Source organism: Haloarcula quadrata (assembly GCF_003634715.1).
GTDB classification, from domain to species: Archaea; Halobacteriota; Halobacteria; order Halobacteriales; family Haloarculaceae; genus Haloarcula; species Haloarcula marismortui.
On the sequence record NZ_RBWW01000001.1, the window covers coordinates 1485616 to 1499760 of the forward strand.

Below are 14145 nucleotides of genomic sequence, written 5' to 3' on the forward strand. Positions count from 1 at the left end.
CAGCGACGGCTTATCGAGGCTATTTTTCGAGAGGAATGAGGAGGAGAAGTCTGTGCACAACCCTCGCTCCTCAACGAGAATCATGCGTCGGCTCACTACGCTTTTTCCCTCTGAGTTCCTCGAAGAGCACGCCGAGGAACTCGGCGTGGTCGAGCGAGAAGGCAAGCTTCAGATTCCTGTCCTCGTGTGGGCGCTCGTGTTCGGCTTCGCCGCAGGCGAGAGCCGAACACTCGCTGGGTTCAGGCGCTGCTACAACGCCACAGCTGACGAACCGATCTCTTCTGGCGGCTTCTATCACCGGTTGACACCGACGCTGGCAGAGTATCTCCGCGACCTCGTCGAGCGCGGCCTCGACGAGGTCGCTGTTCCAGACGCTTTTGACGCTGATATCGACCGATTCAGGGACGTGATGATCGCTGATGGAACAGTGTTGAGGTTGCACGAATTCCTCTCTGATGAGTTCCAAGCCCGTCACGAGGAGCAGGCTGGAGCGAAGCTCCACCTGCTCCACAACGCCACCGACCAGACAATTGAACGGATCGACGTAACGGACGAGAAAACGCACGACAGCACGCTGTTCAACACAGGTTCGTGGCTACAAGGACGGCTAGTTCTGTTCGATCGAGCGTACTTCAAGTACCGCCGTTTCGCGTTGATCGACGAGAACGATGGCTACTTCGTGAGTCGGCTGAAGCAGAACGCGAATCCGGTGATAACGGCGGAATTATGGGAATGGCGCGGCCGCGCCATTCCCTTGGAGGGCAAGCAGATCCACGATGTGGTCGATGACCTCTCGCGGAAGTACATCGACGTAGAGGTCGAAGCGGAATTCAAGCGAGGGCAGTACGAGGGAACGCGGTCACTGGATACGAAGCGGTTCCGCGTCGTCGGCGTCCGCAACGAGGACGCCGACGACTACCATCTCTACATAACGAATCTGCCGAGAGAGGAGTTCCTGCCGTCAGATCTAGCGACGCTGTACCGGTGTCGATGGGAAGTAGAAACTCTGTTCCGTGAGTTGAAGACGCAGTATGAACTGGACGAATTCGACACGAACAACCCTGATGTCGTGAAAATTCTACTATACGCTGCGTTGCTGTCACTGCTGGTGAGCCGGGAGTTGTTGGATCTGGTCACCGAGCAGGCCGACGATGAGATCGTGTTTCCGCCGGAACGCTGGGCGGCGACCTTCCGGTCGCACGCCCAGCTCATCCTCCACAAACTCGGCGAGTACCTCGGTTACTCGCCACCGCCGTTGTTGGAGCGGCTAATCGAAGACGCTCAGAAGATTCATCAGCAACGGCCGATCTTACAGGAGACACTCGCTACCGCTACACAACCGAGGTGTGAGTCTTAGCTAAAGACGAATGGTACGAGGCTATATTTTCGGAACTCCGTGATGAGTTTGACTATGTGATCACACTGGCCGACCACGGAGAGAACCTCGGTGAAAACGGGATATGGGGCCACGGGCTGGGCCTATATCAGGAGCTGACCCATGTTCCACTGTCAATATGGGGGATGGACGATGTGGAGACACGTGAAGAGATTGTCAGCCTGATTGATGTTCACCGAACGATACTGGGGATGGTTGGCGTTGAGGACGACAGGTACGAGGGTCGTGGCCGAGACCTCCGGTCACCGGTAGATCACGAACCGCAGCTGACTGAGTATCTTGGTCTAAACATGTGGCGTGAACAAAAGCTAGAGGCCGCCGGGAAAGCCGACGAGTTCTCGACGTATGACCGGGAGCTGTATGGCATCGCTGCGGCCGAGAACTATTACGGGTATGAGGACTTCGACGGGAGTTTCGTCGAATCCGGGACAGCCTTGCTTGAAGCTCCCCGTAACCGGATGGACGAACTAGTCGATGATCTCGAATATCTGGAGGATGCCGACGACATCGATGTCTCGGACCCAGTGATGGAGCGCCTCGAAGATCTGGGCTACGCCTGAGGTCACAACCGTTTTGTCCGGTCTCAGCGAAGATGGACCATCGTGGTTTCGTTGGACATCTGTTTCGTCGTGAATGCGGTCGGGGAAGGGAGCATCCCGGCGGAGATTGCGACGGCGGTAACACGGCACACCGATCATACCGTCGACATCCTGACCTGGTTCGATTCAGGACCGTTTGCTGGCGAGGAGCTACTGGACGTTCGGTCCCTTGACGCGCCGGATTCAGCGCTCGGTATCGATCCGGCGACGTACCGCCGTGCTACCGACATCCTTTCGGAGTACGACCTTATCCAAGCCCACCACAACCACTCTGGGGCATTCGCGAAGGTCATTGCGCGACGCGTCGACGTACCGGTCGTCTCTCGCGAGGGGAACACCCGCGACGGGTTCACCAGAAAGGGTCGGATAGCCAATGGCGTCACCAACCCGCTTGCCAGTCGTGTAGTCTGTATCTCCGACAGCGTCTATCAGTCATTCACTCTCTGGGAGCGAGCGATACTACCCAAACGAAGAGTTCGACGAATCCCAAACGGAGTCCATATGGACCGAATCGACGAGACTGCACCTGCGCTACCAGATGACATCACCCCCTCAGACAACGCTTTCCTCGTCGGCAACGCGGCCATGCTTTATGAACAAAAGGCACAGGACACGTTGATTCGGGCCGTCGCCCAACTGAACAGGCGAACCGACCGACCGGTCGAACTCGTTATCTGTGGCGACGGACCCGAACGACCACGGCTTGAATCGCTTGCCGAGGCACTTGGCATTACATCGCGGGTTTATTTTGCGGGTCTGGTCGAGCGCCGGGCCGTCTACGCTATGGCGAAGGCCGTTGATGCCTTCGCAATGCCGTCCCGCTGGGAGGGGTTTTGCTCAGCTGTCGCTGAGGCACTGGCCGCGGAGACCGCGACGGTGCTATCGAATATTGAGACGTTCAGAGAACTGTACGACGGCGCCACGCTGTATCATGAGGTCGACAACGTCGACGGCCTCACCGGCTGTCTGGAGGTGCTGTTGTCGGACGAATCACGTCGGGAGGCGCTGGCACAGACAGGACGGAACTTAGTTGAAAAAAAATACACGATCAGGACCGTCGCACAGCAGTACAGCGCACTGTACGACGATATTGTTGGGTAATTTCAGTTCGACCGCTGGACACTCTCATACTCCCAGACTAGATCGAAGTAGCGTTTCATCCCAGCGACGAACGACCCGTTGTCCGTAATTGCGGCCTGGCGCATATGGTTGGGAACGTCCGGCTCCTCGACAAGCAGAATCGCCTCGCCGCTGTCGTAATCCATACTTGGGTCGACGAGCGTGCCGCGCCAGGGGAGCTTCTCTGTGCTGAACCGCAGGTCGATGGCGGGATATTCCGCCGTCAGGCGGTCAACGATGTCAGCCTGAACAGCAGCTTTCTTCGGTGGGAGTGCATCGGGGTGCAAGAAGAGAACGTTAACTTCGACCCCGCGGTCGAGTGTCTCCGCCAGTGCGCGCTCGACGTTGTCGAGGTAGGCGAAGCTATTGGTAATAACCCGAAGCGTTTCATCGGCGTCGTCGTACAGCCGTCTGGTCTCTCGTTCGCTCGGTTCGCCGACGTCAACGACATGGAACAGTTCGGCCGTCGGTGAGATGTCCTCGTTAGCGCGTTCAAACCGCGGCTCGTACTCGGCGAGGAAGGCGTCGCGGTAGGAGTCCATGTCCGCGGCGAACGATTCGTATGACTGCCTGCGGTTTTCGACGGCCCGGTCGAGGATGTCGCTGGGAGATTTCGGCTGGTACTCCTTGGGGCGGCCGGGTATCACCTTGATGAAGCCGCGGTCGGACAGCGACTCCAGCACGCCGTAGACGCGGGCCTTGGGGATGCCGCTGGCTTCCGCGAGATTCGGGGCTGTCGTTCGGCCCAGCGAGAGCAACTGTTCCAGCGCCGTCGCCTCGTATTCGGTCAGCCCAACTAGGTCGAACACGTCCGCAGGGTCGCTCATACACGCCCATGTGTGGCACGGGATGTAAAACGCGTCGCCCGGCGCCCAAATCTATTAGTGGGTGGCGGCAAGTAGTTACTCGCAGAGTGAGTAACATGACTGCGACATCCCAGACAGAGGAAGACGAGCACCTGGCAGACATCGAAGACGGCTGTGGCTGTGCGGAGGTCTGGGAGCACATGAGCGAGCAGCGCAACGACTGAGGTCAGACCCGCATTTATTTGCCTTCGCGTGGATGACGTTGAGTCAATGGCCGACCGAGACGACGTCTGTATACTGTTGCCGACATTCAACGAGGCAGAGACCATCGAGTCGGTCGTGTCCGGGTTTCGTGAGCAGGGCTTCGACAACATCCTCGTCATTGACGGCGGCTCGACTGACGGGACACAGGACCGCGCCGAATCGGCCGGCGCACAAGTCGTCGAACAGTCCGGCTCGGGGAAGGGACAGGCTGTCAGGGAGGCGGTGACGCGCCACATCGAGCAGCCGTACGTCCTGATGGCCGACGGCGACGAGACCTACCGACCCGACGAGGCGGACAGACTACTCGAACCGCTGTTGTCGGGCCAGGCCGACCACGTCATCGGAAACCGGTTTGCGGATATGCGACCCGGAGCGATGACGAAACTGAATCAGGTTGGCAACCGTATCATCAACAGTGCCTTCGAAACGATCCACGGACGAGACCTCACCGATATTCTCTCGGGCTATCGCGCGTTCACGCGTCAGTCCTTCCAGCGGAGTTCGCTGACGGCCTCGGGCTTCGGTATCGAGACGGAGATGGCCGTCGAGTGTGTCAAACACAACATCTCGACGGCGGTGGTGCCGATCACCTATCAGCCCCGCCCCGACGAGTCCGACACGAACCTTCGCCCGTTCCGGGACGGCGCGACGATCATCCTGACGCTGTACCAGATGGCAAAGACAAACAATCCGCTGTTTTACTTCGGGAGCGTTGGTCTCGGGAGCACTGTGGTCGGGTTTCTGCTCGGCGCGTACGTGGCCTACGACTGGGTTGTCAACAGCATCTCTCACGAGGTGATTGCGGTTGTGGGCTCCTTTGCTATTCTGCTGGGAATCCAACTCCTCATGTTCGGCGTCCTGTCGGATATGCTCGTGGCGGTGAACCGCGAGCAGACGCGCCGGCTGGAGGACATCGCCGTCCAGCTCACACACGAGAGCCACAGTCAGCCGGCGGACGTGTTTGACGACCAGCAGGTCAGCGGCGCGGAGGGCATCGAAGATAGCGACACAGAGACAGAGCCGGCGGTATCTCCGCATCAGTCCGACGAGTAATGTAAACGACCACGGGTCAGGTGACCCGTGGAACTCTCGCTGTTTCCTTTAGAACGGGACCAGCGCGCGTAGCTGGGAGAGAATACTGTTTCTGGTGGCTTCCCGTTTTCGTTCGAATATCGGATGGAGGTCGTTGAGTAGCTCCTGCTCGTTGTCGAACTCCGTAGCGGTCGTCTCGTCGAGCGCCTCGGAGAGCGTCATCGAGTGACCCGACGCGTCGAACGGGACCGCGACGTGTCCGGCGGCGTCCCGGACCTCCCTCGCAGTCGCGGGATACTCGATGTCCACGTCCGACAGGCGGGCGTCGAGTGCCGCGATACCGAACTCGATGACGTCTGGCTCGTCACTGTTATCGGCTGGTGGCCGTACTCCCATTGGTAACGTGATGGGGCCGGGGGATAGAAAAGTCTGCGTTGTCGGCCTAATTCTCGCAACCAGCCAGCCACTCCTCGGCCCAGCCCTCGATTTCGGCGAACACCGGACAGAGTGATTCGCCCTTGGGCGTGAGCTGGTAGTACGTTGCGACGGGAGCGTCCTCTTCGAGCCGCCGGTCAACGAAGCCCATCTCTTGGAGGTCGTCGAGGACCCGCGAGAGGGTGCGAGAGCTAGCGTCGGTGGCGCGTTTGAGTTCGTTGAACCGCTGTTCGCCGTTCTGGAGTTCGTGGAGTACGACAAGTCGCCAGCGCGACCCGATCTGTTCTAGCGATTCGATGACGGCACACGGCCCGCTTTCTTCCTCCTCGTCCGCGGCAGTGAATACTTCAGATGACATCGGTGCTACCTGGTATCTTCTTTGTCCGGGAACGTACAAATAGGTTCGCATACGAACCAAGTAACGTAATGAAACTACCAATCGCGGTTCGGCAGTCTCGTAGCGAAACCACCCCTGCGCCGGAGGTGAGCGACTGATGGCGTTCGAGTCCGCCGGTGCGGGCGAACTGTTCCTGCTGGGCCGACTCCTGTTCGGCGGGGTGCTTGCGTTCATGGGTCTGAACCACTTCCAGAACGCCGGACAGATGGCCCCCTACGCGGAGGCAAAGGGGCTCCCGGCACCGGTGGCGTCGGTCTACGGGAGCGGCGGACTGCTCCTCGTCAGCGGTATCCTCGTCATCCTCGGTGCGTACCCCGTCATCGCAGCCGGGGCGCTGGCGACGTTCCTCGTCGTCTCCGCCGTCACCATGCACGACTTCTGGGCGGTCCCGGACGACCAGGTACAGGACGAGATGACGCAGTTCCTCAAGAACGTCGCCCTTGCCGGCGGCGCGCTGTCGCTGCTTGCGGTGGCCGGCACCTCGTGGCCCTACAGCGTCGGCATGTCCCTGTTCTGAGGCGACGTACCCGTCTGGGACGGCTGCCTGAGTCCGGTCCGCTCCCCGTTCGTCACTGTTGGAGAGTGACATCTGCCGCCATTCATAAGCCGTCCCGTACCTGAACTGTGCGTGAATGATGCAGTCGCTGCCGACGCCGGCCATTCCCGCATGGCTCCCGTGGCAGGAAGCGGTCGTCCTCGTCGTGGTACTTGCCGTCCTCCTTACCATCCGTCGCGTCTCGGATATGCGGCTTGGCGACGGCTTGCGGGGACGACTACTCCTCGGGGCCCCGTGGGGAACGTTGCTGACGATTGCGGGTGTCGCGGCGGTGTACCTGTTCCTGCAGGGCGCGTGGTGGCATCCACGGAACCCGCTTGTGACCCCGTTCCGGACGTGGTCGTACTTCTACCCGTTCGGGATGCTCACCGGCGCGTTCACCCACGGCAGTCAGGGCCACATCACGGGAAACCTCATGGGCACACTGGTGTACGGGACGGTCGCGGAGTACGTCTGGGGACACTACCCTCGCAAGCGCGGGGTGCAGACTTTCACGTCGCTTCGGACGAACCCGTTTGCCCGAATTCTGGCCGTTCCCGCCGCCATGTTCGTTGTGGGCGTGTTCTCCGCGGTGTTCGCTATCGGGCCGATTGTGGGCTTTTCCGGCGTGGTGTTTGCCATTGCCGGGTTCGCGCTCGTGACACGGCCGACGCTGTTTCTCGGCGCGTTTCTCGGAAACCGCGTGCTCGACCTCCTGTATTCGGCGCTCCGCTACCCGGTGTCGACGGCCTCGGGTCAGACCCGCTTTGTGACGCCGTGGTGGTCCAACATCGCCATTCAGGGGCACGCCATCGGCATTCTGGCAGGCGTCGTCGTGGCACTCGCACTCCTGTGGCGTCGGGACGAACGCCCCGACACGCTGCGGGTGTTCTTTGCGACGCTCGTGTTCGCGGTCGCACAGGGGCTCTGGGCGGTGTACATCCCGCTCGGTGGCGGCCGGTTTCGGCTGTTCCGCTGGGCCGGGACGGCGCTGGTGTTCGTCCTCGCGCTCGTCGTCGCCGCGGCGACCATCGGTTCTGGCCGGCGTTTGCGCCCGTCGTTCGACCGCCATCCGGCGTCACTCGCAGTGATGGTTCTGCTCGTCGTCCTCGGCGCACTGAGTCTCGCTGCCGTCCCGACGAACGTCGTCGACCTGCAGGCGGACCAGCTCCCCGAAGACGGCATCGAGGTCAGAGACTACGTAGTGACCTACGATGAGAACGTGCCTAACGCGTACTTCGACGGTATCTGGGTCCCAACACAGCGGGGCGGGGCGAGCGTCAACGAAAGCGGTGTCATCGTTGCCAGCGCAGAGCGGGAGGTCTGGATCGCCGCTATCCAGCCGGGCCAGCTCGCCGTCGACGGTCAGGAGCGGGTCACAGTCGGCGGGCCGACCTGGCGCGAATCGGTGTACGCAAACCGGGTGGACTGGTCGGTACTCGGCAATTCCAGCGTCTATCGGGTCCAGCTCAGGCGCGAGGGCGGCCAGCCCCGGACGGCATACACCTCGGAGCCGTTGACGGCGGACGTGATACTCGACGGCCGGAACGTGACAGTCGCGGCCCGGCAGAACGGATTCGACGTGGTCGTCACACAGGGGAACGAAACGGTCGGGCAGGCACCGCTTCCGGCGAATATGACGCAGACGCGGATCGGCGGGCTGACCTTCGAGCGGAACCGCTCACGGCTGTACGCAGAGACAGATGGCACTCGCGTCAAGATCGCGGAGCGTCGCCAGCAAGCGGCGCAGAGCTAGGTCCAGTCGATGCGATACACTTCCGCGGTAATCACCTGTCGCTCCGATTCGTGGAAATCGAACTGTCGCGGCAGGTCGAACTCCGTCTCGAAAGCGTGGGTCACCTCGCCGCCGTTGTCGTCAGTGAAGGATTCGACAAACGATTGGCTTCCGTCGTTGTGAATCGAGTACGAAACGCCCGCGATGGACGCGGCAGTTTCGAGAAACCGTCGGTCAGCGTGTTCATTGTCCGACTGTGCGCCAAAGGGCGGATTCATGACGACAGTGGTTTCCTCGACAGGAGGTGCCAGCGGGGCCATGGTGGCATCTGCTCGAACCCACGACACTGGCGTCGTCGACCCGACCTTCCGTTCGTTTTCGCGTGCTGTCGACAACGGCGCAGGGTCGATATCCAGCCCGACAACCCGCGCCGGTGACCGCAACGCTGCACCCAACGACAGCATCCCGGTGCCACAGCCCAGATCGACGACAGTCTGGCCCTGAATGTCGCCCTGAAGGTCTGCAGTATGGACCAGATGCGCTGCCAGGTCCGGCGGTGTCCGGTACTGTTCGAGACTGGCCCGTGGGTTGTCAAACCCGGCGACAACGGCGAGTTGCTGGGCGAGCGCACTCTTTGTCGGCATTACCCGAGATACGCCCGATTCATTCAAAAACGTTTGGAAATGCCCAGTAGTTATCTTACCGGGAGCGCAACGACGAAGTCGCTGCCGCCGAGGTCGCTTTCTTCAACCCAAATGTTGCCGCCGTAGCTATCGACCATCACTGAGACGAAATAGAGTCCGAACCCGGTCCCTGTCGATTCGGTTCCACGCTCTCCCTTCTCGAAGATTGCATCACGCTCTGCGGGTGGTATCCCGGGCCCGTCATCAGCGATATGAAGGTGAACCATCGGCCCGACACGTTCTGTCGTCACCTCGATTGTGGTACCTGGGCCGCCGTGCTCGACAGCGTTTGTCAAGATGTTTCCGACGACATCGTCGAGAAGGTCGTCAGCCACGACCTCGATATCGTCATGGATGTCTGTCCTGAGCGTGCAGTCCTCGTCCATCGAGGCCGCTTTTTTCGTTGCCCCTTCGACGACCGGTCCTAGGGCGATTGTCTCTGCCTCTGTCAGCCCGTCGTCCGACATCGTGTTCAGGACGCTCCGGACCTTCTGTGTGAGGTCGACGATGTCCTGACTCCAGTCCAGAATCGTCTCTGCATAGTTCGACTGTGCGCCGTCGAGCGTATCTGCAAGCGTCTCTGCGCGCGCTTCGATGACAGTCATCCCGTTGAGGATGCCGTGTCTGAGAATGCTGTTGAAAAACTCCATCTGCTCTTCACGACGCTTGAGGTCTGTGATATCCGTCCCCTCGACGATTATCTTTCGAACACTGCCGTCGGCCGTTACCGGCCGGGCCACGACAGAGGTTGAGATACGTTGGCCATCTGCGCCGACGTGTTCGGCCTCGAACCTGACGGTCTCACCCGCTCTCGTCCGCTCGATGGCCTCCCGACACCGGTCCGCGACCGCCTCGTCGTGGTTCCACCAGGGCGTTTCACAGAACGGCTCCCCGCAAACGTCCGCAGCATCAGCGTCGATGAACCCGAGCGCCGTTTCGTTTACTCTGATGAGAGTCCCATCAGCGTCGAGAATACCGATGAACGTCTCCGGTGAGTTGAACGTCGCTTCTAACAGCCGCTGGCTCTCTTTGTGTGAATCGACCGCGATTTCGCGTTCAATCTCCGCTTCGACCCACTGGGTCAGATGTTCGAACAGTGTCTGTTGCCAGTCCGAGAACTCCGAAATTGCCTCATCGTCGTTGACGAAACACAGCGTCCCGTATTCCGACCCGTCCGCCCGAAGCGTCGTGCCGACGTACGCCTCCAGTCCGGCCTGCTCGTATGCAGGGTCGGCCGCCATCGATTCACTCGCCTTATTGATGATGTGAATCCCGGAATCGTTGAGCGTGTGCTTGCAGTATGTCTCGGAGAGTGGGCGTTCGACGCCCGGTGAAATCGTCGATGGCAGACCACTACTGGCGACGACTTTGTGTTCGTCGCCGGAGACAACTGCAATGTGACCGTTCGGGAACCCCAGATGCTCTCGACCGACGGCCAAGACCGGCTCGACACGCTCCTGAAAGGTGGTTCCGCTGGCCGCCATCGCCGCAGTGAGGTCCTGCATAGCCGCGAGATAGCGATCCCGCTCGTCCGAATCGCTCCCCTCGTTCCCGTCCAGCGGATCATCCATAGCAGGTGACTCGACCTCCCCGGAATTGAAGATTCGGACCCGTTTCTCAGAAGCTGAAATGCGGCCGACCGATGGTAATGTGACAATCGGCCACCCCTACAGAGTTGCGTGCGGGAGTTCAACGTAGAAGGCTGCGCCGCCGAGGTCGCTGTCCTCGACCCAGATGTCGCCGCCGTAGCTCCGGACCATTGTGTCCACGAAGTAGAGGCCAAAGCCAGTCCCACCGGACTCAGACCCCTTCTCCCCACGCTCGAAGATGCGGCGAGCGTCACTGCTCGGAATCCCGTCTCCGTCGTCCGCAAGACAGACAGTCACGGTACCGTCTGCAACCGTCGTCGTCACGTCGATAGTCACGTCGTCGCCGCCGTGTTCGACCGCGTTGAGAAAGAGGTTCCCGAACACGTCATCGAGTAACTCGTCGGCAACGACAGTGACCGCCTGTTGATCGATCGTAACGGTACAGTCGTCGCTGACCGACCGGGCGCGGTCCGCTGCGTCCGCGAGGACGGCCTGTAGTTCACGGTGCTCCTGGTCCCGCCCGTCGCCATCGGTGACGGTCTCAAGCACTGACCGGACCTTCTCGGTGAGTTCGATGAGGTCGTCGCTCCACTGGACGATTGTCGACGCGTACTCGCGTTCCTCGCTGTCGAGCGTCTCTTCGAGGAATTCGCCCCGCGCCCGGATGACGTTCATCCCATTGAGGATGTCGTGTTGCAGGATGCTGTTGAAGAAGTCCATCTGGTCGGTCTGGCGCTGAATGGCACGCTGCTGACGGCTCCTGACGACTGCGTACCGGAGCGCTCTCACAAGCCGGTCGCCGTCCAGATCCGCTTTCGGCAGGTAGTCCTGTGCGCCCCGGTTGATCGCTTCGACCGCCATCTCCCGGTCCTGCATTCCGGTGAGGACGATGATCGGCACCCCCTCTATTATCTCGGTTGCCCGGTCGAGTGTCGCGAGCCCTGTTGACTCGGGGAGTCCGAGGTCAAGCAGTACCACGTCGTAGGCTGCCCCGGACCGTTCGTCGACCGGTGCCAGTGACTCGACGTGGGAAATCGTCACGTCATCGACGAAATGCGCTACAGCCGGCGAATTTAGCTGGTGCTCGACGAGGCGGGCGTCACCCGGGTTGTCCTCGACGAGGAGCACGTCGAGCTGTATCGTCTCCGTCATGGCTATTTCGGCGGCCGCTTGACCACTGTAAGGAAGAATTCCTCGACGCTACTCACGATGTCGACGAAGCCGTCGAAGTCGACCGGCTTCGTCAGGTAGGCGTTTGCGTGGAGGTCATACGATTCGATGATGTCCTCCTCCGCCTCGGAACTGGTCAGCACGACGACTGGAATCCGGCGGAGCGACTCGTCATCCTTCATTTCTTCGAGGACCTCCTGTCCCCCTTTACGTGGCATATTGAGGTCGAGCAACAACAGGTCGGGCCGCGGTGCGTCGTCGTACTCACCTTCTTGCCGGAGGAACGATAGCGCCTCGACGCCGTCGTTGACCACGTGCAGATTGTTCAGCACCTTCCCCTTCTCCAGCGCTTTCTCGGTCAGTTTGACATCGCCGGGATTGTCCTCCGCCAGTAGAATCTCTACCGGTCGCCCCTCGCTGGACTCAGTCATCGCCGCTCACCTCCGTCACCGCGGGCAACGTAAACTTGAACATCGCGCCGTTGTCCGACGGTTCGACCCAGATACGCCCGTCGTGGCGCAGGACGATTCGCTGGCAGACGGCCAGTCCGATGCCGGTTCCGTCCGTGTCGTGTGCTCCAGCGCGATGGAAAATGTCGAACACCTCCTCGTGGTCCGCCGCCGAAATCCCCGGCCCGTTGTCCGAGACGGTGAACACAACATCGTCGTCATCTCTGTCCGCGCTGACCTCGATACGTGGTTCGATGCCGGCTTCCACGGCGTACTCAATGGCGTTGTCCAGCAGATTCTGAAACACCTGACCGACCTGATTGGGGTCGGCTTCGACGGGTGGCAGTGACTCCGCTGTGATGGTCGCGTCCACCTCCTCTATTCGCATCCGCAGGGCGTCCAGCGTGCGGTCGAGAACCGCCTCCGGGTCTGTCTCCTCGAAGTCACCCGAGTTTGTCTCGACCCGCGAGTACCGGAGCAAAGCATTGACCATCTCCTGCATTCGGCGGGCCCCGTCGACAGCGAAGGCCATGTACTCGGCGGCCTCGTCGTCGAGGTCGTCACCGTATTCGCTGTCCAGCAGGTCGACATAGCTCGACACCATCCGGAGGGGTTCCTGCAGGTCATGCGACGCGATGTAAGCAAACTGCTGGAGCGCCTCGTTTGAGCGCTCCAGTTCCGCCTGTTTGGACTTGAGCCGCGTCTCGCGTTCGACCCGGTTCAGTGCGGCGGCCCCGGTGCTCGCGAGAATTTCGAGCAGGAACCGCTCGTGGCTGTCGAAGGATTCGACAGTTGGCGAACCGATACACAACATTCCATAGTCCTCAAGCGGGAGAAACAACACCGTCCGTAGCGGTGCCTGGGGCGCTGATGGGTTCGACAGCGCCTGATAGTCCTCGACGACGGTCGGACTGCCATCGTGAAACAGGCGGTTTTCGTCGCTTTCGGGACCCATCGGTGAGAGGTCAGACGCCGTCTCCACCGCCGCGAAGTCTGCCGCCTCGCTTGTTGCACCAATCGGATAGAGGGTATCGTCGTCGCTGTTGTAGGACCACATCGCCGCCAGTGGCTGGTCGATGATGTGCTGTGCGATCTGTGTCACCGTGTCCGCGACCGCGCGCTCCGTGCGGGTGTACAGCAGTTCGTTCGTCGCCTCGCTGAGTGTTTCGATGCGTGCTTCGCGCCGTTTGAGGTCAGTGATGTCGCGGGCGACGCTGACCACCTGCGTTAGATCGCCGTCATTGTCGAACACCGGCCGATACCACGTCTCGAAGACGAGGTCATTGACCTCCTGTGTCACGCGAACCTCTTCGCCATCGAGAGCTTGTTCAACAGCCTCGATGATTTCCGGATACTGTTTATAGACCTCATACACCGGTATCCCTTCGAGTTCGCCGGGTTCTATCCCGAGTCCGTCCAGCCCCTTTCCGGCCGAGTACGTAAAGACGCCATCGGGGTCAAGCGTGAACACGACGACCGGGAGGTTCTCCATCAGCGTCTGGAGTTGCTTGCTCCGTTCAGTGTGTTTGCGCTCCTGTTGGCGGATCTCGGTCACGTCGTGAATGAACGCCACAACGCGGGTTGTGTCGCCGATGACGGCGCGTTCGAGCGACACTTCGACCCGCCGGCTCTCGCCGTCCGGGCCCCGTGTCGTCCACTCGACCTGTGCCGACCCCGATGTGGCTGCCTCCGTAATCAGGGCGTTTGCGTCTGCTGTCGAGAACCCCGGCGGGCTAAACTCGCCGACGTGCATCCCGACGATATCCGCCGGGGGACGCCCGAGCAACGCGCCCGCTGCCTCGTTAGCCCTGACGACTATCCCGGTGTCAGCGTCGTGGACCATAATTGGGTCCGGATTCGCTTGGAAAACGTCGCGGAAGAGAGCAGTGTCCTCCGTAGAAGCCATACACAGGATGGGGTGGCAGGCTACAAGACG

At 60.8% G+C, this 14145-nt stretch carries 14 protein-coding genes; 6 read left to right on the forward strand and 8 right to left on the reverse strand.

The genetic code is table 11. The annotated features are described in order from the left end of the window. Positions 1 to 82 precede the first annotated feature (82 nt). Genes BDK61_RS07665 through BDK61_RS07675 form a run of 3 tightly spaced genes read left to right on the forward strand, consistent with a single transcriptional unit; the run spans position 83 to position 3096 of the window. Positions 83 to 1357 carry an IS4 family transposase gene (locus BDK61_RS07665; RefSeq protein ID WP_121302916.1) on the forward strand — a complete coding sequence of 425 codons (1275 nt, stop codon included), beginning with the start codon at positions 83 to 85 and terminating at the stop codon, positions 1355 to 1357. 56 nt (positions 1358 to 1413) lie between these two features. After that, a complete protein-coding gene (locus BDK61_RS07670; protein WP_244209726.1) occupies positions 1414 to 1956 on the forward strand; it encodes an alkaline phosphatase family protein in 543 nt (180 codons plus the stop codon). A gap of 42 nt (positions 1957 to 1998) precedes the next feature. Further along, positions 1999 to 3096, forward strand: coding sequence for a glycosyltransferase family 4 protein (locus BDK61_RS07675; RefSeq protein ID WP_232508550.1), 1098 nt, complete (start codon positions 1999 to 2001; stop codon positions 3094 to 3096). 2 nt (positions 3097 to 3098) lie between these two features. Here the strand turns inward: BDK61_RS07675 and BDK61_RS07680 are convergent, their stop codons facing one another. Then, positions 3099 to 3941 carry a TrmB family transcriptional regulator gene (locus BDK61_RS07680; RefSeq protein ID WP_121302917.1) on the reverse strand — a complete coding sequence of 281 codons (843 nt, stop codon included), beginning with the start codon at positions 3939 to 3941 and terminating at the stop codon, positions 3099 to 3101. Positions 3942 to 4190: 249 nt separating this feature from the next. Here BDK61_RS07680 and aglJ point away from each other — a divergent pair, with 249 nt between their 5' ends. Next, positions 4191 to 5237, forward strand: coding sequence for an S-layer glycoprotein N-glycosyltransferase AglJ (gene aglJ / locus BDK61_RS07685; RefSeq protein WP_121302918.1), 1047 nt, complete (start codon positions 4191 to 4193; stop codon positions 5235 to 5237). A gap of 48 nt (positions 5238 to 5285) precedes the next feature. On the opposite strand, the gene BDK61_RS07690 is transcribed toward aglJ, so the two are convergent. After that, the gene (locus BDK61_RS07690; RefSeq protein WP_004962210.1) at positions 5286 to 5612 is read right to left on the reverse strand and encodes a DUF5789 family protein; all 327 of its coding nucleotides are present in this window, start codon (positions 5610 to 5612) and stop codon (positions 5286 to 5288) included. 46 nt (positions 5613 to 5658) lie between these two features. Then, positions 5659 to 6009: a winged helix-turn-helix transcriptional regulator gene (locus BDK61_RS07695; protein ID WP_004962207.1), complete on the reverse strand. Its 351-nt coding sequence runs from the start codon at positions 6007 to 6009 to the stop codon at positions 5659 to 5661. Positions 6010 to 6145: 136 nt separating this feature from the next. Between BDK61_RS07695 and BDK61_RS07700 the strand changes: the two genes are divergently transcribed. Further along, on the forward strand, positions 6146 to 6565 hold the full coding sequence (locus BDK61_RS07700) for a DoxX family protein (RefSeq protein WP_004962204.1): 420 nt from the start codon (positions 6146 to 6148) through the stop codon (positions 6563 to 6565). A 115-nt stretch (positions 6566 to 6680) separates the two neighbouring features. After that, positions 6681 to 8339 carry a rhomboid family intramembrane serine protease gene (locus tag BDK61_RS07705; RefSeq protein WP_121302919.1) on the forward strand — a complete coding sequence of 553 codons (1659 nt, stop codon included), beginning with the start codon at positions 6681 to 6683 and terminating at the stop codon, positions 8337 to 8339. Here the strand turns inward: BDK61_RS07705 and BDK61_RS07710 are convergent. The 5 genes from BDK61_RS07710 to BDK61_RS07730 form a co-directional block, all read right to left on the reverse strand. Further along, complete coding sequence (locus BDK61_RS07710) at positions 8336 to 8962, reverse strand: METTL5 family protein (RefSeq protein WP_011223010.1); 627 nt, start codon at positions 8960 to 8962, stop codon at positions 8336 to 8338. The genes BDK61_RS07705 and BDK61_RS07710 overlap by 4 nt on opposite strands. 50 nt (positions 8963 to 9012) lie before the next feature. Then, positions 9013 to 10572 carry a sensor histidine kinase gene (locus BDK61_RS07715; RefSeq protein ID WP_121302920.1) on the reverse strand — a complete coding sequence of 520 codons (1560 nt, stop codon included), beginning with the start codon at positions 10570 to 10572 and terminating at the stop codon, positions 9013 to 9015. A gap of 96 nt (positions 10573 to 10668) precedes the next feature. Continuing rightward, positions 10669 to 11742 (reverse strand): hybrid sensor histidine kinase/response regulator, encoded by a 1074-nt coding sequence (locus tag BDK61_RS07720; RefSeq protein ID WP_121302921.1) that lies wholly within the window; start codon positions 11740 to 11742, stop codon positions 10669 to 10671. A 2-nt stretch (positions 11743 to 11744) separates the two neighbouring features. After that, positions 11745 to 12191, reverse strand: a complete 447-nt coding sequence (locus BDK61_RS07725; RefSeq protein WP_004962190.1) for a response regulator — start codon at positions 12189 to 12191, stop codon at positions 11745 to 11747. After that, positions 12184 to 14115, reverse strand: a complete 1932-nt coding sequence (locus BDK61_RS07730; RefSeq protein ID WP_121302922.1) for a PAS domain-containing sensor histidine kinase — start codon at positions 14113 to 14115, stop codon at positions 12184 to 12186. The genes BDK61_RS07725 and BDK61_RS07730 overlap by 8 nt, the downstream gene beginning before the upstream one ends. Positions 14116 to 14145 lie beyond the last annotated feature (30 nt).

Bases quoted from the DNA above. Each gene is read 5' to 3' on its own strand.
- BDK61_RS07725 (WP_004962190.1), bottom strand. From the start codon at position 12,191: ATGACTGAGTCCAGCGAGGGGCGACCGGTAGAGATTCTACTGGCGGAG.
- BDK61_RS07695 (WP_004962207.1), bottom strand. From the start codon at position 6,009: ATGTCATCTGAAGTATTCACTGCCGCGGACGAGGAGGAAGAAAGCGGG.
- BDK61_RS07665 (WP_121302916.1), top strand. From the start codon at position 83: ATGCGTCGGCTCACTACGCTTTTTCCCTCTGAGTTCCTCGAAGAGCAC.
- BDK61_RS07700 (WP_004962204.1), top strand. From the start codon at position 6,146: ATGGCGTTCGAGTCCGCCGGTGCGGGCGAACTGTTCCTGCTGGGCCGA.
- BDK61_RS07720 (WP_121302921.1), bottom strand. From the start codon at position 11,742: ATGACGGAGACGATACAGCTCGACGTGCTCCTCGTCGAGGACAACCCG.
- BDK61_RS07710 (WP_011223010.1), bottom strand. From the start codon at position 8,962: ATGCCGACAAAGAGTGCGCTCGCCCAGCAACTCGCCGTTGTCGCCGGG.
- BDK61_RS07730 (WP_121302922.1), bottom strand. From the start codon at position 14,115: ATGGCTTCTACGGAGGACACTGCTCTCTTCCGCGACGTTTTCCAAGCG.
- BDK61_RS07715 (WP_121302920.1), bottom strand. From the start codon at position 10,572: ATGGATGATCCGCTGGACGGGAACGAGGGGAGCGATTCGGACGAGCGG.
- BDK61_RS07680 (WP_121302917.1), bottom strand. From the start codon at position 3,941: ATGAGCGACCCTGCGGACGTGTTCGACCTAGTTGGGCTGACCGAATAC.
- BDK61_RS07705 (WP_121302919.1), top strand. From the start codon at position 6,681: ATGATGCAGTCGCTGCCGACGCCGGCCATTCCCGCATGGCTCCCGTGG.
- aglJ (WP_121302918.1), top strand. From the start codon at position 4,191: ATGGCCGACCGAGACGACGTCTGTATACTGTTGCCGACATTCAACGAG.
- BDK61_RS07690 (WP_004962210.1), bottom strand. From the start codon at position 5,612: ATGGGAGTACGGCCACCAGCCGATAACAGTGACGAGCCAGACGTCATC.